We start from the raw sequence: 18,228 nt of genomic DNA, 5'->3' as shown, positions 1-18,228 counted from the left end.
TTGAAAGGATTTTGTCTTGCAAACCTCCTTTGAGACGATTCAAAAATATAAGATCCTGTCTGAAGCTTTATTGTCTCGACACGGCAAACACTGGTCAGCAGACCAGATAGCCCTTCGTGAGAATTTATTCGAGAAACTTGAGGAAAGTGGCTTTCCTAGTCGAAACTCTAAGGATTGGAAATACATAAATCCTCAATTATTTTTACGTCACGATTATAGCCGAGCGAATCCACCGAACTTCTCTATTGAAGATGAGAAATTAGAACTCATTCTTGAGCGTCTCGCTTCAGATACCATGGTCATGGTCTTTATCAATGGTCACTTCTCAGAGAAGTTTTCATCTTTGGAGCAGACTGCCGGACTCGAACTCTACTCGCTCTCAGATGTTATGAAAGATGCAAAGCTGGGCTCAATTGCTTCAAAAAATTTGCTCAGTCTTAAACATTTTGAATTGAGTGCAGGTAACTCTTTTTCTTGCCTTAATGGCGCTCTCTATGAGGACGGATTTTTTCTAGAGGTCTCTCCCAATACCCACATCGAAAGGCCTTTGGTCATACTCCATTTCGCGTTGGCGACAGAAGACAGGGAGTGGTTTTCGCCCTTTTATCGACATTTCCTCACTTTGGGGGAGAGTTCTTCAATAGACTTAACATTGATTTATTCCGGCGCTTCTGGAGTAAAATCCTTCAGCAATGTGGTGACTCAGATTCAACAGAAGGCATCGAGTCGTTTGAATTTCCACCAAATTCAGGAAGAGGCTTCCACATCTTACCATTTGAGCCAATGCCGAAATGAGCTCGATCAATTCGCTACATTCAATTCTCTCTCGGTTGGCTTAGGAAGTCGACAGTCTCGACAAGAGCTCCTCGTTGATATCAAGGGCCAGCAGACTGATGTCCGTGTTGACGGCATTTGTCTGGCAAAAAGCCACCAACAACAAGAATTTAGAACTGTCATGCGCCATTATCAAGGGCGTGGAAACAGCCACCAGCTTTTTAAAGGTATTGCCACTGATCAATCCAAAATCGTATTTGAAGGCAAAATAGCGATTGAACCTGAGGCCCAAAATGTTAACTCAAGCCAGCTCAGCAAATCTCTGCTGCTCAGTAGTGCGGCTGAAATTGATACTCTGCCAGTCTTGGAAATTCAGGCTGATGACGTGAAGGCAACCCATGGGGCCAGTATCGGACAGCTGGATCCGGAACAAATCTTTTATTTTCAGTCTCGAGGAATTGAACAGAAAAATGCCGAAGCTATGTTGACTCATGGATTTGTTAAGGACGTACTTCAGATTCATCAGAACCTCGCTGAAAACACCACTCCCCTAAACCAAGGACTGGGAATATGGTTGTCACAGCTCTTGGATGACAAGACAAGTAAATCGGAGCTCTTAACATGATTCAATGGTCAGCAGACTTTTTTCGGCAGGAGTTCCCTGCTCTCTCTCAAGAGATCAATGGACATCCACTCGTCTATTTGGACAATGCAGCCACAAGTCTAAAACCCCGCAGAGTTGTTGATCGCCTATCCAAGTTCTATCTTACAGAGTCCGCAAATGTGCATCGTGGAGCTCATTTTCTTAGTGATCAAGCAACGGCTGCATTCGAGAACTCCAGAGCAATAGTTGCAAATTTCCTTGGCGCTTCAAACAGCAACGAAGTGATTTTTACCAAAGGAACGACCGAGGGCCTGAATCTTTTAGCCAGAACCCTTGCATCACAGCTAATGCCCGGAGATGAGATCCTGCTTTCGAGAATGGAACATCACTCAAACATTGTGCCCTGGCAGTTGATAGCTGAGGAAAAATCACTTGGCCTGAATTTCGTTGAGCTCAATAAAGATGGGAGTCTGAACCTCGAGAGCTTCAGATCACTTTTATCTGAGCGAACAAAGATTGTCTCATTCGTTCATTGCTCCAATGCCCTTGGTACAATCAATCCAGTCAAGGATCTTTTCACAGAGGCCAGAAAATTCGGAGCTAAAACAATTTTGGACGCAGCCCAGTCTGTCTCTTTTATGCCAGTCAATGTAAAGGAACTTGGGTGCGATTTTTTGGTTTTCTCTGGTCATAAAATTTTTGCTCCTACCGGGATTGGTGTCTTATGGGGAAGGGAACAAGCGCTCAATGACCTGACACCCTACCAGAGCGGCGGATCAATGATTGAACGTGTAAAAACAAGTAAGACTACTTTTCTGAGCGCTCCCCATCGCTTTGAGGCGGGAACTCCACATATTGCTGGAGCCATTGGACTGGGCGAGGCACTCAATTTTATTTCTGACTTAGGCATTGAAAACATCTATCGGCATGAATTAGAGCTTGCGGAAAAGGCGAGAGAGGAGCTGAAAGGGCTACCTGGTATCCGATTTGTTGGTGAAGCTCCTCGACGGGCCAATATTGTGTCTTTCGTATTTGAAGGCATCCATCCCTCCGATATCGGTCAATTACTTGACCGAGAGGGAATCGCTCTTCGAACGGGACATCATTGCACCCAACCATTGATGGATTATTTTGGGCTGCCAGGTACTATTCGAGCTTCGTTTTCTATTTACAATTCAGATTCAGATATCAGTCGGTTAGTTACTGCTATCCGAAAGGCATTGGAGATTTTGACATGAGCATACCCGCCATTTCACCCAATGATATTTTGGTACGAGCCCAGGACACCCCGAATCCAGCGGCACTTAAATTTATTATTAACTTTGCTGTGAAAGCAGAGGGCCGAACCACCTTTCACACAATCGAGGAATGCGAAGAAGTACCACTCGCAAGAGATCTATTTGTTGTACCTGGTGTAAAGCAACTCTATTTTTTTGAAAATACCATTACCATCACGCATGACATCGACGTGATCCAAGCCAACTTTGAAGAGCAGGTTATTTCCGTTATCAAAACCCGCTTGCCAACACACAATTACCACTTCTCGACTTCGGACGATGGTCCCTCTAAAAAAGGGACTGTTGACCGCTCTCATTTAAGTCCCGAGCTCAAGCAGATTGAAGAAATCTTGGATCGAACGATTCGTCCTGGCCTACAGGCCGATGGAGGAGATGTCGAAATCTTGGAGTTTAAGGACAATGAACTTAGAATTATTTACCAGGGAGCCTGCGGCGGATGCCCGAGTTCGATGATGGGCACTCTCGACGCCATTCAGGGAATTCTTCGTCACGAGCTTAAAAATGAAACATTGATCGTTTCACCGATTTGATTCGCCTGTGATAAGATTGGATTGCAAACAGCCGCCATCATATTAGCGAAAGATCTTCTCATGTTTGCTATTGGAAAGCTTGGACTCTAAAGCCATGTTTTCTTTTGAACGACGAACCAATTCGACATTTTCATTTTCAATCAGAGCCTGATCGCGTGTATTAAATTGAATTGAGGTTCCAAATGCGGTGCCATTTCTTTGCCCACTCACAAATAGATGAATTTGCTGATTTTGTTCAGTGGCACTCGTTAAAGTAAGTGATGTCTGTTTGACCCCGCCATTGCCAGAAATGAAATCGATTTTCTCCTCGATTTCACCGCTCACAAGAACGATATCGTTCGGTAAAGACCACTTAAGATCAACCCCTTCAATATCTTCTTCCGAGAAGATCTCCACATTAAGAGTAAATGGCGCTCCTGGCACAATTCTCTCGTCCGCGACAGTCTTCTTCATCTTTACCAAAAGTGGCCCACTCACTTTATTAGTGTAGTTAACGCCTTGAACGCCTTTAATGGGATTCAATATCTGGTCCTTGTAATTTGCCAATTGGCCAGCCAAACTTCTCCTCGGCTGCTGCAAATAATTAAGAGCCAAACTGATGAATGCCAGAGTTAAGATCAAGAGAGCCATCGACAGCAGCCACTTGGAGAGTCTCGACTTCCCTTTTCCCTTATTTAAGGCATACTGTCTGGGCATAAATTGACTCCCCCAAGCTTCATTTCATATTGCGTTTCTGACCCAACACTGGCTCCCCCGGTAAATACCATCAGGTTGATTAAGTAATCTCCCGAGGGCAGGGAAGAGATCGAAATATTTTCTGTTTCAATGTTTCCCGAAGACGGCGTCGCTGGTTCCTCACGGCTATATCCAACCATATCATCGCTGGCGCCATATCGCGCACTGGAATTATAGATGTACAAGTCCAAATCAGCTTCAGTCCCCGAAGAAGTCACGTAATTCAAAGTTAACTGGAGAGGACCCCCGCTATGTTTATAGTGATAAAATTCATTATTTTTTAGTAAATGAGAGGTGGAGAAATTTCCGCTATCAGATGAGCTATTGTAGGGAGTGATCGTATACGGATTCAAAGATATGTGGCATCCCCCAGCCGTCGTAGTTACATAACGACCGTACTCAGCGCGAAAATCGGTCGAGGAATTAACATGCTTTTCGCTTGTTCTCAAAGGTGACCAATCTTGAGTTGGAGACAGTCTATTGTGGACAAAATCGTGCAACACGCTAACATCTCGAAACTTCAAACTTGATCTTGCAAAGCCTCCGGACATGACTAAGGCCGCCCAAATGGAACCAAAACCATTATCTATTGAGTCATTGTCATTTCCCGCATCGACTCCGGCACTGTCATTGACGTCAAACAAGAGGCGCGTAACTGAAAATTCCCGAAAATTGCCCTCACCATCGAATTGGGGGCGATCATTTGCTGCGCTGGCACCATTCGGCTCCAAGTCAATTCTAAACATAAAATTCGTGCTACCACTAATGTTTCCCGCGGTATCTAAATAGTATCCATCGCCACGAACAGCTGCCTGAAGAAAATTGCCCCAGCCTTCAGACCAAGCGAGACGAGGATCAATCACGCGATTTCCATTGTGCTCACCACCGGGAGAATCGGAAACAAACATCGAATCTTCAAGAAAATGACCAAACTCATGTATAATGACAGAGTTATCAAAGTGATCGGTGTCAGAATAATTGATATCACCGTTCACTCCTCCTAAAATAAAAAGACGACTGAACCCGGGTATATAAAAACTGAGAGCGCTTGCACCTTCAAAATAGCTACCCGGATTAAACCCTGGCTCCCAATAAACAGCTACCTTAGGTGCAACCGTAAAATTTGGACAGCCCACAAAATGACTTCCACAACTTCCCGCTTTGCTCCTTATGAAATCATTCGCATTGTGCAATTGATCCAAAATATTAAAAGCTCCACCCAACAGACCATCTTCCGTTGTCGCCAAAGCAGTAAGAGCCCCCAAATCCTGGTTAGCAGTCGCTATGACTTGAACCTTCAAGCCATAAATCAAATTTTGCTCGGGAGCATTAAGAACAGATGCCTTCAGAAACTGATTGTTCGCCCGAGAATTAATACTCAAGGTAAATATCCCATCCCCTCTGGGCAAAGATAAGCCGAAGGTTCCCAACTCGTCGGTCTCACCGCATTGGAGAAGGACTCCACTCGAATTTGTCACCCGAACTTCAGCGTGCCGAATAGGCCTTGGCGATCCAGGAGCTCCAAGCCCGCCAGACGAAGAGTTTTCGTAAAAGGACTCTCTGGCTTGGTATTGTCCCTTTCCAGTCACGCGGACTGAATCACTGTAAACCATGGGACCCGAGCAATATTCAGGTTCAGCTGGACCCTGATAGGTAGGACTGATTCGCCCTGCGGCAGCTGTTCTCTTCCTTGTTCCCTTCGAGCAACTAAATATTAATAAAAGGCTGATCAACGGGATGATTTTCTTGAATTCGGCTGAGTGGATTGAAGGAAAGGGGCTGGCCATGAGAACTTATCGGAATGGATTCGGAGGAGAATAAACGAAAATCTCGAGAAGATTCGATAATTAAACGAAATCACTGTACTATTTTGATACACAGTTCTATGCCTTGATTGTGAGCTCGGCTTGAATGCAAAATAGCTGTCTTGGAGGATTGAACTTGGTTGAAAAGGGCTTTAACTCAGATATCTCAGTTTCTGGTCTCACTTATCATGTCCAGACAGAAGACTGGGGTAGCGTTAATCCGTTCTTGGTAAGTCAGGTATTTTATAACGGTGCTGTGCTGAAAAGCATCAAGACTGCCTACTCAGATGTTCTTCCCAAAGGCCCTGATTCAGAGGGAAAATCTATTCGCCTGGCTATGAGAATTCAACACCAAAAAATTCTGGACCTCCTGGCTTCTGGCCAATTTCTCTGAGCCCCGTTAACATAGAAGAATGATTGAATTCCATCACGTCTACAAGACATATGCCGGACCAACCTGTGCGCTAAATAACATATGCTTGAAAATTTCAAAGGGAGAATTTGTCTTTCTTATCGGCCCAAGCGGCGCCGGGAAAACAACTCTCTTCCGCCTACTCTCTGCCTATGACCTCCCAAGTTCTGGGTCATTGTGCGTTTCCGGTTATCAATTGAGAGATATGCGGCCGAGAGAAACTGCATTTTTTAGACGTCACATAGGAGTTGTTTACCAGGATTTTCGCTTGCTAAAGAGGCGCACTGTTTTTGAAAATGTTGCTCTCCCGCTCGAAATCAGAGGAGATCGAACACAGTACATTCAAAGAAGAGTCAGTGAAATCCTAGACGAAGTGGGTTTAGCTCACAAGCTCAAGCAATGTCCTGAACAGCTCTCAGGAGGGGAACAGCAAAGAGTGGCAATTGCCCGCGCTTTAGTCCACCATCCAGAGGTCCTTGTCGCGGACGAGCCGACAGGAAATTTGGATCCAGATCTCAGCAAAGAAATTATGAATTTACTTGAAAAAGTCAATGCTCAAGGGACAACAGTTTTTGTCGCCACTCACGATTACTCTTTGATCAATCATCATACCCGTCGAGTCGTTGAAATTCGCGACGGTCATGTCGTAAAGGATGCATAACTTAATATGAATTCAATCTGGACAAGTGGATTCCTCCGCTCTTGGAAGCAACAAACTGCAATGCAACTGGCTACCTTGTCCGTTCTGACCGGAACTTTCGTTGTCGTTGCCATTTTTCTGCTTGTCCATCGAAATTTAAATCACATTCTAACCAACTGGGGAAATTCGGTTCGAATGAGCATTTTTTTGAGAGATTCAATTGGAACTGAGGAACTCAATAAGGTTCAGAAATATCTGAACGATCTTCAAAAATTTAAAGAGATAAAATATATCTCTAAGGACGAGGCGGCCCGTCAATTCCTGACTCAAATGGCGTCACGCTCCCCTGACTTCTTGAATGATCCTGATTTTGGCAATCCCTTACCCCCCAGCTTTGAAACAAGCCTTCTCGACGAAATACCTAATCAGGCCCGCCTTTCCACTATGATGGAGCTCAAAGACTACATTGGTCGATTGGACGGTGTCGAAGAGATTTACTACGGTCAGGGCTGGGTAGAAAACTATGCATCTCTCGTTCGCGCCTTCACTCTTACCAGCTGGGTTCTCGTCATTGTGCTATTGGGAGGAAGCCTTTTTGTTGTCGGTAATTCCATTCGCAGTATTTTCTTTCAAAGACGGGATGAGATCGAAATATTGGAGCTGGTGGGTGCAACACCAGAAATGATTCGCATTCCATATGTGGTTGAAGGCGCGCTGATGGGGCTGTTAGCTGGACTTTTATCCATATTCGTTGTGTATATTCTTTTTATAGTTCAAACCTCAGTGCTCGAATCCCAAATGGGACTCTTGAATTTGGGACGATATTTGGGATTCCTCAGTATCAAGGATGTTTTTCTTTTAATCTTTCTGGGGGGATTCTTTGGATCTCTCGGAGCTTTTTTCTGCGTCAGAAAAATTTGCAATGGCTGGTCAGCTGCTCAAAATCAGGAGCTTTATTTTTGACCCCTGCTCTTCTTGTATTCATTGCAAGCATTGCTCCCCCATTGACTTTGGCAATTGGGGAAGCATCTCTCGAATTGAAGACACCTGAAAAAATCGAGGCCCCGAATTCAATCGAACAATTAGTGGACGATCTTCACTCAACAAAGGAGAAATTTGTTATTTCGGACGAAAATAGCAGGAAATTGCTTGGAAACCTCTACGATGTAAACGTTAAAATCAAGGACATGAGTAAGAGGAGGAATAGGCTGACTGATGAAATGCTATCCGCAAAAGTTGATACGAACAGTCTCGCAAAATCAATTGTTAAATTGGAGGATCGCATAAAAAATCAGCGCAAACTTCTCTCGCGAAGACTGCGCACGCTCTATAAAATGGGAGAGCATGGGACCTTAGAAACCATTTTTTCATCTCAGACATCCTTTGAATTAGATCGAAATCTCGCCTTTTTGAAGAGGGTTGCAGACAGGGACTATGAGATCATTCAAGACTTTGAGAGCAACATCAAATCCCTTGAATCTCAGCGCTCAAGGTTAAAACGCAACATCCAACATCTGGTCCTGGCGCAACACCGACTCAAGTCGCAAGAATCCATCCTCGAGTCTGAGCAAAAATCTAAAAGCAAGCTTTTGGTTCAGCTTCGCCAGGTCCGCCAAGATCATCTGGCCCATCTGGCTGGACTGCGCAAAAGAGCGAATGAAATTTCACACATCAACGAAATTCCCTCGCTGCTTGATGAAAGCTTTTTTGAAAGAAAAGGAACTCTACCTTTGCCCATACAAGGGGTAGTCTTGCGAGAATATGGGATCAACCAAAATGATCGCTATAGATTCAAAACAAGCCACAAAGGTATATTTTTGAAAGGTGAACAGGGACTCCCAGTGAAGGCCGTCTTTGATGGACTAGTCCAATTTGCGGGTCCAATTGACGGATATGGAAACACGGTGATTATAGACCACGGCGACAGGTATTACTCTGTCTATAGTCATCAAAGTTCTGTAAGTGTTAAGATAGGTCAAAAAATTTCCGAGGAGCAGGTGATTGGTCTCTCTGGTCTGAATACATATCAGGAGTCGGGTATTTACTTTGAAATTCGACATTTTTCAGATTCGATTGATCCAAAACCTTGGATGAAGTGGCATAATGATATCGAAAAATTGCGACGATGAGGGATTAAATGAATAAAAATACGAACGGTTTGAAATATGGATCCCGAAAATATTGGCTGCTTATCGGTCCCATTTTTTTGGTCTTGTGGATTGTCGGGTTTTCTGTCGGAGGCATCGGATCCTGGGCTAAGGAGCGCTATGCCGATCTCCAGCTATTTGCCAAGGTTCTCAATTTGGTTCAGCAATACTACGTCGAAGAGGTTGACACTCAAAAACTGATTTACGGAGGGATTAAGGGCATGCTGAGAGAACTTGATCCTCACACCAATTTTCTTGAACCCGACATTTTCAAGGAATTTGAATCCGAAACTTCAGGTGAATTTGGCGGATTAGGAATTGAAATAACAGTCCAGGATGGCATTCTTACCGTTATTTCGCCAATAGAAGATACGCCCGCATATGTGGCGGGAGTGAAAGCTGGAGACAAGATTGTTGAAATAAACGGTGAGTCCACGAAAGGAATGACTTTAGTCGAGGCCGCCCAACACATGAGAGGAAAGAACGGTTCAAAAGTAAATCTGGGGATCTTTCGCGATGGATTTGAGCGCCCAAAGGTATTTTCAATTGTCAGAGCAACCGTCAAAATCAAGAGCGTCAAGACAACCGACCTCGAGGACGGATATTTCTATGTAAAACTAACAAGCTTCATTGAGAATTCGGCTAAGGAAATGCGCAAAGCAATTGAAAGCCACATCAAAAGCAAAAAGGCAGTGGCTGGCCTAATCCTAGATCTCAGACGCAATCCTGGCGGTTTGCTTGAGCAGGCAATTGAAATCAGTAATATGTTTTTAGATAAGGGCACTATTGTGAGTACAATGGGACGCAATAAAAAGGAAAAGGAAGTCGTTTATGCAAAAAAATCGGGTGCTTTTCCGACTTTCCCTCTTGTTGTCCTGATTGATGAATACTCTGCCAGTGCCAGTGAAATCTTGGCGGGCGCCTTACAAGACAATAAGAGAGCCTTGATCATGGGGCAAAGAAGTTTTGGAAAGGGGTCCGTTCAATCTGTTGTTAAATTGGGTGATGGGTCCGGCCTCAAGCTAACCGTTGCTCGCTATTACACCCCAAAAGGAGTTTCGATTCAAGCAGAGGGAATTACCCCTGATGTTATCGTAGAGAATTTCAGTACAGAAATATTGGCAAAAGCAAAAGTCAATCGAGATATCCGACGAGAAAAAGACATGAAGGGACACTTGTTGGGCGAAAAGGAAAAAATATCGAAACTGGCAAACCCAGGGCGAGAGAGTAAAGGCGGAACCAACTCAGAAACCGAAAATGCAATTAACTACTGGTGGACAGAATCAAAAGAGGACTCGGGAGAAAAGCTGTCGCCCAAGGATTTGCTCTTAAAAGAGGATTTCCAGATTCTCCAAGGCTATAATTACCTGAGAGCATGGAAGGTGATGAATAGACCCGAGGAGAGTCCGACAAATAAATAACTGATATCTTATCGTTTCATTATGATTGATTTTTCTTCAGAATATCCGCTAATTCATTGAGTCCATTTATAATTGGCTTGAGTTCGTCATAATGACGAAGATGACGATTGCCTTCATAGTCGCCCTTTTTCAAATCTTCAATAAATCGACATATAACCAAAGTTGGACCGGCGATTCGATGTGAAATTATTAAGGAATAGAAAAAAGAAACGGTAGAAAAGCCCAACAGAGTTAAAAAGCCTATCATCGTTATTTCAAATATAGCCCCATCCATATGAGCCTGAAGAACAGTGTCTTCTCCGTAGAACTGCAAGATGACCTCACGAAGATCCTGCAAACGGGTAAAAATGAATGCCACCATCACTCCAACAACCGCGAGAACGCTCGCGATAAAATAAACGCTGAACTTCAACTGAAACTGTGGATTAAGAAGGTAATTCCGCCATCTGCGTTTGGGAAATTCTTGCTTTGACGAATCGTTGGATACAGTGTTCTGATTATTCGTAGCATTCATTTCTACGTCCTTCCGTGGAATCTAAGTTTAGCTTCTATGCTAGCCGTCGATTCTCGCTAGGGCAAGATTTCGAGAGGGGGGTTTTTATGTTTCGTCATTTAATCTTCATATTTTTCATTTTTTTGCTATTTTTGGTAGTTCCTCGTTCCTGGGGTAATCAAAGGCCTGGCCTTAGTGATGGTGCAGATTATGAGGCCGAACATTTGGACGCGTCAGTTCAGATCAGTTGCCATGAGAAAGGACACACAGAACTCGTCCACTTCAGATGTCACGATTGGGTTCTAAATCCTGCTGAATTCACCTACTTCCTAGGCCCCTTAGGTGTACAGGCCGACCAGCTCATTGTAGAGTCCATTCGTGCAGACGGATCATCGGAAACCAAAAAAATGACATATGATTCTGTCAAAGGACGAACATCAAGGCGAATTAATCTTTGGGTAACGACGCTCACACAGCGGCCTCTTCTTAAAATTGGAACGAACCAAATTGAATGGGCGCTGTACGCAAAGGGCGTTCAAGTGACCCATGGACATTTTAGATCTGAGGTCAGCTCTGGTCCCAACCTGAGCTGCCCTCCCGGACGCTATGTATCTTATGATCTAAATGACTGTCGATCGCCAAGCAATATCTGCCGACAACACTTTGAAAGGCACAACTATTGCCAAGCCTCACCAGCAGCCATCAAGTGAGTATTTGTTCATTCAGCTCCAGCACTTTTGGGGACTTCTCTGATAATAGCCTTGTCTATCAGATGGGAAACAACTTTTTCTTCCATCAGCTGAAATGAGAGCCGAGATTGATTCTCAGGCTTGTGGTAGTATTCGTTCAGGCGAGCTTCTTCGAGGCCCGTCTGTTTGGCAATCTCATTAATCTTAGCGTGCAAATCTTGGTGACTAGGACGCAGCGATAGCTTATCCGCAATCGCGTCGACCAAAAAACTTGATTGCACAATAAATGTAGCCGAATCATTAAAATCCTGATCCCACTTCGTTTTGTATTCTTCAAAATCCATTTCTGAAAGACCTTGCTGATGCATTCTTTTTTTCACATCTTCAATGAGCAGTTCCTTCTGGCGCTGATGGAGGGAGCGAGGAACTTCAACGGGATTTTCAGCAACCAAGGCCTTGAGAATTTTATCCTTTAGTCCGCTTTTAATGCTCTCTTGTTCAGCTTCCTCAAGATCTTTCCGGATTTGAATCTTGAGGGCCTCCAGACTCTCAAAGGGTCCCGCTCGTTTTGCCAAATCGTCGTTAATTTCTGGTAACGCCTTTCTCTTTAGCCCCTTGAGGGTAACCTGAAAAACAACTGGTTTTCCGGCCACATCCGCGTTGTGATATTCAGCGGGAAAGGAGAGATTAAGCGAAGTCGTTACACCCACCTTCATCCCTATAACACCTTCCTCGAAACCTTCTATAAACTGCTTGTTCCCCAGTTCCAAAAGATGTTGGTCGGACTGAGCCCCTTCCAGGGGCTTGCCATCAACAAATCCTTCAAAGGCTACCTCAGCAACGTCTCCACTCTGTGCTGGCCGATCTTCAAAAATTGGAATCATCTCAGCATTGCTTCTTTGAATATTCTCTAACACTTCTTGAGTTCGAGAATCTTCAATAACGGCTATTTCCTTCTCGACACTCAAACCCTCATATTTCTTCAGATCAATCTGCGGTCGAATTTCAAATTCAGCGGAGAAAATAAAGTTTTCATCATTTTCGAATTTATCAATGCGAATACTTGGATAACCAATAGGGTCCAAGGAGTGCTCTTTCAAGGCCGACTCATAGGATTCTGAAACAAGATTTTGAAGGACGTCATCTTTGACGCGGTCGCCATATTGTCTGCGAATCGCGGTTATCGGCGCTTTGCCCTTTCTAAATCCCTTTAAGGAAACACTCTTTTGCAATTCCTTGTAGGCCTCTTCAAAGGCCTTGCTCACTTTATCGGCTGCAATCTCAAAGCTAAACCTGTGTGCCAGACCATCCAATTTCTCCAAATTCACTTTCATGGACTCTCCTTATTTCCTACCGCTTTAGGAGTTTGAGTTCTTCCAAAACCAACTATATAATAGCCGGGTCAGACTGAATCTTTTAAGTGATGCGGCAGCCCCAGGCAAGGAATTAATGCTTCACGTTAATAATTGAGAGGGAAATTTCCCCATGAATCGTATCGATCAACAGATCCTCTTCATCTCCGGCAAAGGCGGAGTGGGTAAATCTACGGTTGCAGCAAGCCTCGCTCTGCGTTTATCGCAATCAGGCAAAAAAGTGCTTTTGGTTGAACTCAATGAACAGAGCCATTTTCAGATTCTTTTGGAAGAGCCCTTTACCTACTCTCCCGTGGAGTGGAGACCCAATCTCTGGGTCTCCTGCTGGAATGGAGAAGCCTGTTTACGAGAATATTTCAAGCACTATGTCCGAATCGAAACCTTGGTGGATTTGTTCTTTAAAAATGTTGTTATGAGGACCTTTATTCAAGCTGCCCCAGCTCTCAGAGAGATATCCATTTTAGGCAAAGCAACCAGCGGAATTAGAGGCGTTGGTCCGGCCTTTGAGTACGACATCGTCGTTATTGATGCCTTTGCGACAGGACACTTTCGTGCCCTCTTGAGAGCCCCAAAAGGCCTCGCCGAGGCTGTTCGTTTTGGACCCATGGGCGAACAATCCCGGCAAATTGAAGCGATCCTCAAAAACCCAAAAAACTGTCAATACCGAGTGGTCACACTCCCCGAAGAGCTGCCCGTGTCTGAGTGCCAAGATCTTGTTGAGAATTTAAGAAGCGAGTGGGGAATTGTCCCAAAGATTATTTGCAACCGATTCTGGGAAATTCCTGGTACCAAATCAGACCTCCACGCTCTCAAAGAGGAGCTCAACAACGCCCGAGATGAGGAGGGAATTGAGTTTATAAGGTACCTCGAAGTAGTTATGGATCGCCAACAATCCGCCATCCATAAGCTTCGCTCCTTTGCCGAAGACTTTGATATCTTGCCTTTGCAGTTCTGTTCAACTGGCACTAGATTGATTGATGAGTTAGCAGAAAGGATCAAGATCAGTGACTTCCTCGTTTCTTGATTCCAATAAAATCATCGTTTGTGCGGGTACAGGAGGCGTAGGCAAGACAACGCTCTCCGCCTGTTTAGGGATTTTTGCCGCAAAACGAGGTCGCCGCGTCCTTGTTCTGACCATAGATCCGGCGCGACGCCTTGCTGATGCTTTGGGTATTAGTGCCCAAACAGATCAAGAAATGAAAATTGACCTGAAGGAAACCTCTGGATCACTCACCGCCGTGATGGTAAATCCCTCCTTTATCTTTGATCGTTTTATTGAACGAGCCGCCCATTCTCCCGAACGCGCACAACGAATTTTAAAAAATAACCTCTACAAACAGATGGCGACCACCTTGAGTGGATCCCAAGAGTTTACCTCTCTTGAGAAACTATCTCTTAGTCTTGAATCTGGTCTCTACGATCTTATCATCCTGGATACTCCACCAGCCCAGCATGCAGTTGATTTTCTCTATGCCCCACAGAAGATTTATTCCTTGTTTCAGAATTCAATCTCCCAGTGGTTTATCAAGAAAGAGGGTTCCATCGGACTCTTGCAAGAACTCTTCAGTCGAGGAACAAAAACTGCATTGGCAGCCCTTGAAAAAATAACCGGCTCCTATTTCATCACTGAGCTTTCAGACTTTTTTGAGGGAATGGCTGAGATACAAAACGAGGTCTGTACGAGGAGCATTGCCATTCACCGGTTATTAACTGGACCAGAGTGTGCCTTCCTTCTGATTACCGGATTTGATCGAGCAAATCTGGATGCCACTGAATATTTTGTCTCAGAGTTACGCAAAGGCGGCTACAGTCTGCATTCAGTTATCATAAATCGTTGCTACCCAAAATGGTCCCCGAGTGATCAGACCAAATCTGACCCGCGCTTCCAACCAATTATCGACTTCCACAGAAAGCTCTCCTTTTTTAATCAACAAAAAGAGATCGAACTTGAAAAATTCAATCGAACTCTCGGGTCATCCACAGCGATTGTTCGAATCCCGGACTTGATAGCAGACATCACTTGAATCGACGGTCTCGTTCGGCTCGCAAACCTAATGGAACCCTACTTGAAGGGATCAATAAAATGAATTTTTTTTTGGCCAACATCTTTCTATTTACTCTTGCAATCGCCATCGGCTGCTCTAAGCTATCGAAGCCAGACACAGAGGCCAGCTTTGAGAGTCAGACAAGAGACAATGATCAGACAATATTTGGAACAGCTTTAAAGTACATGGAGAGCGAGCATTTCGAAGCGGCAATTGTCGAATTCGATAAAATTTTAAAGAGTGATCCGAATTCTGAGTTTGGTTTGGTGGCCCTATTCAACAAAGCCTCCGCTTTGGAAGGATTGGAAAAATGTCAGGAGGCCTCTGTTGTCTATCGGCAGGTTGTGAATCTTTCCGGAAAAAAATTCCCCCGAATAGAGGCACAGTCTCTTTTTCGCCTGTCCTATTGCTTTGAATGTCTGGGCCAAACTGTCAAACAGATAGCAAGCCTCAAGGATGCTCTCAAAAGAAAGAAGTTTTTGTCTTCAGATGTCGCTGAAGCGGAGCTGCCCGCCCGATTGGCCGCCGCATACGCAAAAAATGGAGATCTTAAAACTGCCGAGAAATATTTTTCTCTCTCTCAAAAGGGACTCAAGGACATTTATCGAGATGGCGAAAGCCCGTCCAACCGCAAAGAACTCCTCGCCAAAACTCTCTACTTCATGGGAAGAGTGCAGCCAAATCTCGAAACACTCCCTGAGCACGCCAATGCTTACATAGGATCTCTTAGGTATTTACAAGGCTATTTGCTCAAAAGCTCGGAGATGGGAAGTCGTGATTGGTCGCCTCGTGCTTCTAAAAACCTCAAGGAAGCCTACGTGGCGATTTGGCAGGCCCTCAATCACCCTCCAAGTTTTTCTAAAGGTACAGATGAAGGAGAGGTCGAAAATAATCTCAGAATGTGGAAGATTCGGTTGGCGAGGGGAATACTGGAGAACATCCAGATCCTTAAGTCGATGCGATTTCCTGACCCGGCCGAAGCTACGGAAGTCCAAAGCATTTTCTCAGAAATTGAACTACAAGAAAGGAAAGTCGAAATTTACTTGGCCGACTTGGCGATTGGAAACGACTTGACTCCAGACGCGAAGCGACGGGAAGGGCTTCGTCGACAAGGACGGATCAAGACCTCTCGATCAATTTTAGAAAAAACCTCCAAGTCTCAAGGTCCTCTCCCCAAAAAAGTGAAGGAAAAATAAATTGGATTCTTTGAAGAGATTTGCTCAAGGCTTTTCGTTTTTATTTAAAGGGATTCTCTTGCTTCTGGCGATGCCAAAGCTACGGCGCTGGACCTATGTCCCTTTTATCGTGAATTTTATTTTATTTGTCCTCGGAATTGCTCTGGGAATAGTTTATTTGCCTTCGATGGTCGCCTCTGCGATGGCTCTGATTTCTACCGATCCGACAAGCCCTATTATTACAGCTGCGTACTACCTTGCGTTTGCTCTTATCTGGATTAGCTTTGTTATTCTATGGACCTATGTGTTCTTCCTCATTGCAGGTGCTGTGGCTAGCCCCTTTAATTCTGTTTTGGCCGAAAGGGCCCTTATCTCTTTGGAACTTCTCAGCGAAAACGCCTCACAAACCAAGGGGTGGTTAGGAACATTCTTCCGAAGTATACCCACAGCGGCGGCCAAGCTCCTTTTTTCCTTGCTCCTTGGCGCCTTAATTCTTTTAATATCGTTTATCCCTGTATTATTTTTCCTCTCCTCATTCTTGGCTCTTTTGATTCTTGCAATTGACATCCTGGACCATTCATTCGAAATCTATGAAATGAAATTTTATGAGCGCGCCAGATTTGTTCGATCAGTTCTTCCAGAACTGCTTGGCATGACTGCGGCCTTGACACTGACTCTCGCTGTTCCCGGACTGATAATCCTAATAATGCCAATCGCTGTTGTTGGCGGAGCTGCCGTCCTCAAGTCCCTCCCATCGGCAATAAGGAGCCCCCTTGATTCACGACACCATTCATCGTAAAATCGTAGAGCATCGAGCTAATGTTGACTCCTGGTTTCGAACAAAAAGCACAGGGCTTTCTTTTCCATTTTATTCGAGTTTTGATATTCGTGATTCAGGTGTCATGATTGCCCCTGTCGACGCCAACATTTTTCCAGCAGGTTTCAATAACATTTGCCCAGTAGACAGGGAGCGAGCAGTTGATATCGTGCGTAGGTATTTGGATATTCATTACGGTCCTCATATAGAAAAAATAGCTCTTTTGACCGAGGAGCATACAACAAATCTTTTTTATTGGGATAATGTCGCCGTTCTTTTTGATTTTTTGAATCAATCGGGACACGAGACAAAAATTGCTTTTCCAAGAGCCTTAAAGGAAACCCTTTCCTTAACAAATGCAGCCGGAAGAAACTTAAAGATTTTTGGCGCCGAAGTGGTTAACGGTCAAGTTGTTGTTGATGGTGAAAAGATGGATCTCATTATTTGCAATAATGACTTTTCCCATTCCTATGAGGGATTCGTCAAGGATCTGGAGACTCCCATGAATCCACCTCATACTATGGGCTGGCACAGAAGGCGCAAGAGCGAGTTTTTTGACCTCTACAATGGCCTCGCCTTTGAATTCGCCAAGATGATTGATCTTCCCCCTAAATTCATTCAAGTCGACACAGAACTTTTTCCGCATTTCGATCTCGCAGACAGTGAGAACCTGGAGAGCTTGGCTATCTCTGTTGACAATTTTCTTGAGCGCCTGGCAATTAAATATGAGGAATTGGGAATAAAGCAGCGACCTTTTGCCTTCATTAAGAACAATGCAGGAACTTATGGTTTGGGGGTCGTCCATGTTAACTCCGGAAATGAAGTAAGAGACTGGAATTATAAAGCACGAAAAAAGATGAAGGCGGCCAAGGGAGGACGCGAGATCTTAGAAGTTATCATTCAGGAAGGGATCCCCACTCGAATTGTCACAGAAGCTGAAACCGCCGAACCTTCTATTTATATGATTGGATGTCATCTTGCCGGAGGATTCTTGCGTGCTCATAGCAAAAAGGGACCAAATGAGAGTCTCAACTCCCCCGGAGTCGTTTTCAAAAAACTCTGCGTTTCTGACCTCAAGGTAGCTATTGAGGGCGCCTCAATGGAAAATGTTTATGGCTGGCTCGCAAAATTGGGTTTTTTAGCAATCGCCTACGAAGCTAAGCAGTCAAAAGTCGAGTTTGTGGGTTACAAAGCTGGCTGTTCTCTTTAGGGCAAGTTTTTTTGATTCCTTTCGCACGGCCTTTGGTCATGGTTTTTAAAGGACCCTTAT

At 44.4% G+C, this 18,228-nt stretch carries 18 protein-coding genes; 14 read left to right on the top strand and 4 right to left on the bottom strand.

Translation table 11 applies throughout. The features are described 5' to 3' along the window. Positions 1-16 precede the first annotated feature (16 nt). Genes sufD through IPL83_18355 form a run of 3 tightly spaced genes read left to right on the top strand, consistent with a single transcriptional unit; the run spans position 17 to position 3,206 of the window. Positions 17-1,399, top strand: a complete 1,383-nt coding sequence (gene sufD / locus IPL83_18365) for a Fe-S cluster assembly protein SufD (protein ID MBK9041085.1) — start codon at positions 17-19, stop codon at positions 1,397-1,399. Further along, positions 1,396-2,616 carry a cysteine desulfurase gene (locus IPL83_18360; protein MBK9041084.1) on the top strand — a complete coding sequence of 407 codons (1,221 nt, stop codon included), beginning with the start codon at positions 1,396-1,398 and terminating at the stop codon, positions 2,614-2,616. Before sufD ends, IPL83_18360 begins: the two co-directional genes overlap by 4 nt. Further along, positions 2,613-3,206: a NifU family protein gene (locus tag IPL83_18355; GenBank protein MBK9041083.1), complete on the top strand. Its 594-nt coding sequence runs from the start codon at positions 2,613-2,615 to the stop codon at positions 3,204-3,206. Before IPL83_18360 ends, IPL83_18355 begins: the two co-directional genes overlap by 4 nt. A 42-nt stretch (positions 3,207-3,248) precedes the next feature. Here the strand turns inward: IPL83_18355 and IPL83_18350 are convergent, their stop codons facing one another. After that, positions 3,249-3,902, bottom strand: a complete 654-nt coding sequence (locus IPL83_18350) for a hypothetical protein (protein ID MBK9041082.1) — start codon at positions 3,900-3,902, stop codon at positions 3,249-3,251. Next, complete coding sequence (locus IPL83_18345; GenBank protein MBK9041081.1) at positions 3,881-5,674, bottom strand: hypothetical protein; 1,794 nt, start codon at positions 5,672-5,674, stop codon at positions 3,881-3,883. The genes IPL83_18350 and IPL83_18345 overlap by 22 nt, the downstream gene beginning before the upstream one ends. 178 nt (positions 5,675-5,852) lie before the next feature. On the opposite strand from IPL83_18345, the gene IPL83_18340 reads away from it, so the two are divergent. The 5 genes from IPL83_18340 to IPL83_18320 are packed head-to-tail and all read left to right on the top strand — an operon-like array spanning position 5,853 to position 10,366. Continuing rightward, the gene (locus IPL83_18340; protein MBK9041080.1) at positions 5,853-6,140 is read left to right on the top strand and encodes a hypothetical protein; all 288 of its coding nucleotides are present in this window, start codon (positions 5,853-5,855) and stop codon (positions 6,138-6,140) included. A 19-nt stretch (positions 6,141-6,159) separates the two neighbouring features. Then, on the top strand, positions 6,160-6,819 hold the full coding sequence (gene ftsE, locus IPL83_18335; GenBank protein MBK9041079.1) for a cell division ATP-binding protein FtsE: 660 nt from the start codon (positions 6,160-6,162) through the stop codon (positions 6,817-6,819). Between the two features lie 6 nt (positions 6,820-6,825). Then, entirely contained in the window at positions 6,826-7,761 is a 936-nt protein-coding gene (locus tag IPL83_18330; GenBank protein MBK9041078.1) for a hypothetical protein, read from the top strand. Beyond that, on the top strand, positions 7,758-8,927 hold the full coding sequence (locus IPL83_18325) for a peptidoglycan DD-metalloendopeptidase family protein (protein ID MBK9041077.1): 1,170 nt from the start codon (positions 7,758-7,760) through the stop codon (positions 8,925-8,927). Before IPL83_18330 ends, IPL83_18325 begins: the two co-directional genes overlap by 4 nt. Positions 8,928-8,935: 8 nt before the next feature. After that, a complete protein-coding gene (locus IPL83_18320; protein ID MBK9041076.1) occupies positions 8,936-10,366 on the top strand; it encodes a S41 family peptidase in 1,431 nt (476 codons plus the stop codon). Between the two features lie 19 nt (positions 10,367-10,385). Here IPL83_18320 and IPL83_18315 read toward each other — a convergent pair whose 3' ends face one another. Beyond that, on the bottom strand, positions 10,386-10,880 hold the full coding sequence (locus IPL83_18315; protein ID MBK9041075.1) for a hypothetical protein: 495 nt from the start codon (positions 10,878-10,880) through the stop codon (positions 10,386-10,388). 86 nt (positions 10,881-10,966) lie between these two features. On the opposite strand from IPL83_18315, the gene IPL83_18310 reads away from it, so the two are divergent. Then, positions 10,967-11,569, top strand: coding sequence for a hypothetical protein (locus tag IPL83_18310; GenBank protein ID MBK9041074.1), 603 nt, complete (start codon positions 10,967-10,969; stop codon positions 11,567-11,569). An 8-nt stretch (positions 11,570-11,577) separates the two neighbouring features. On the opposite strand, the gene tig is transcribed toward IPL83_18310, so the two are convergent. Next, positions 11,578-12,882 (bottom strand): trigger factor, encoded by a 1,305-nt coding sequence (gene tig / locus IPL83_18305; protein MBK9041073.1) that lies wholly within the window; start codon positions 12,880-12,882, stop codon positions 11,578-11,580. A 151-nt stretch (positions 12,883-13,033) separates the two neighbouring features. On the opposite strand from tig, the gene IPL83_18300 reads away from it, so the two are divergent. The 5 genes from IPL83_18300 to gshA are packed head-to-tail and all read left to right on the top strand — an operon-like array spanning position 13,034 to position 18,168. Next, positions 13,034-13,945 carry a P-loop NTPase gene (locus tag IPL83_18300; GenBank protein ID MBK9041072.1) on the top strand — a complete coding sequence of 304 codons (912 nt, stop codon included), beginning with the start codon at positions 13,034-13,036 and terminating at the stop codon, positions 13,943-13,945. After that, complete coding sequence (locus tag IPL83_18295) at positions 13,926-14,945, top strand: ArsA family ATPase (GenBank protein ID MBK9041071.1); 1,020 nt, start codon at positions 13,926-13,928, stop codon at positions 14,943-14,945. The genes IPL83_18300 and IPL83_18295 overlap by 20 nt, the downstream gene beginning before the upstream one ends. Positions 14,946-15,004: 59 nt before the next feature. Then, positions 15,005-16,162: a hypothetical protein gene (locus IPL83_18290; protein ID MBK9041070.1), complete on the top strand. Its 1,158-nt coding sequence runs from the start codon at positions 15,005-15,007 to the stop codon at positions 16,160-16,162. A 1-nt stretch (position 16,163) separates the two neighbouring features. Further along, positions 16,164-16,940 carry an EI24 domain-containing protein gene (locus IPL83_18285; protein MBK9041069.1) on the top strand — a complete coding sequence of 259 codons (777 nt, stop codon included), beginning with the start codon at positions 16,164-16,166 and terminating at the stop codon, positions 16,938-16,940. Continuing rightward, positions 16,915-18,168: a glutamate--cysteine ligase gene (gene gshA, locus IPL83_18280; protein MBK9041068.1), complete on the top strand. Its 1,254-nt coding sequence runs from the start codon at positions 16,915-16,917 to the stop codon at positions 18,166-18,168. The genes IPL83_18285 and gshA overlap by 26 nt, the downstream gene beginning before the upstream one ends. The last annotated feature ends 60 nt before the right edge of the window (positions 18,169-18,228 follow it).

The organism is Bdellovibrionales bacterium, from assembly GCA_016716765.1.
Lineage (GTDB): Bacteria > Bdellovibrionota > Bdellovibrionia > Bdellovibrionales > UBA1609 > JADJVA01.
This window is presented reverse-complemented; position numbering and strand designations above follow the sequence as displayed.

Excerpts from the sequence above, each read along its gene's own strand:
- IPL83_18360 (MBK9041084.1), top strand. The coding sequence starts at position 1,396 with ATGATTCAATGGTCAGCAGACTTTTTTCGGCAGGAGTTCCCTGCTCTC.
- IPL83_18355 (MBK9041083.1), top strand. The coding sequence starts at position 2,613 with ATGAGCATACCCGCCATTTCACCCAATGATATTTTGGTACGAGCCCAG.
- IPL83_18350 (MBK9041082.1), bottom strand. The coding sequence starts at position 3,902 with ATGCCCAGACAGTATGCCTTAAATAAGGGAAAAGGGAAGTCGAGACTC.
- IPL83_18340 (MBK9041080.1), top strand. The coding sequence starts at position 5,853 with ATGCAAAATAGCTGTCTTGGAGGATTGAACTTGGTTGAAAAGGGCTTT.
- ftsE (MBK9041079.1), top strand. The coding sequence starts at position 6,160 with ATGATTGAATTCCATCACGTCTACAAGACATATGCCGGACCAACCTGT.
- IPL83_18330 (MBK9041078.1), top strand. The coding sequence starts at position 6,826 with ATGAATTCAATCTGGACAAGTGGATTCCTCCGCTCTTGGAAGCAACAA.
- IPL83_18320 (MBK9041076.1), top strand. The coding sequence starts at position 8,936 with ATGAATAAAAATACGAACGGTTTGAAATATGGATCCCGAAAATATTGG.
- IPL83_18315 (MBK9041075.1), bottom strand. The coding sequence starts at position 10,880 with ATGAATGCTACGAATAATCAGAACACTGTATCCAACGATTCGTCAAAG.
- IPL83_18310 (MBK9041074.1), top strand. The coding sequence starts at position 10,967 with ATGTTTCGTCATTTAATCTTCATATTTTTCATTTTTTTGCTATTTTTG.
- tig (MBK9041073.1), bottom strand. The coding sequence starts at position 12,882 with ATGAAAGTGAATTTGGAGAAATTGGATGGTCTGGCACACAGGTTTAGC.
- IPL83_18300 (MBK9041072.1), top strand. The coding sequence starts at position 13,034 with ATGAATCGTATCGATCAACAGATCCTCTTCATCTCCGGCAAAGGCGGA.
- IPL83_18290 (MBK9041070.1), top strand. The coding sequence starts at position 15,005 with ATGAATTTTTTTTTGGCCAACATCTTTCTATTTACTCTTGCAATCGCC.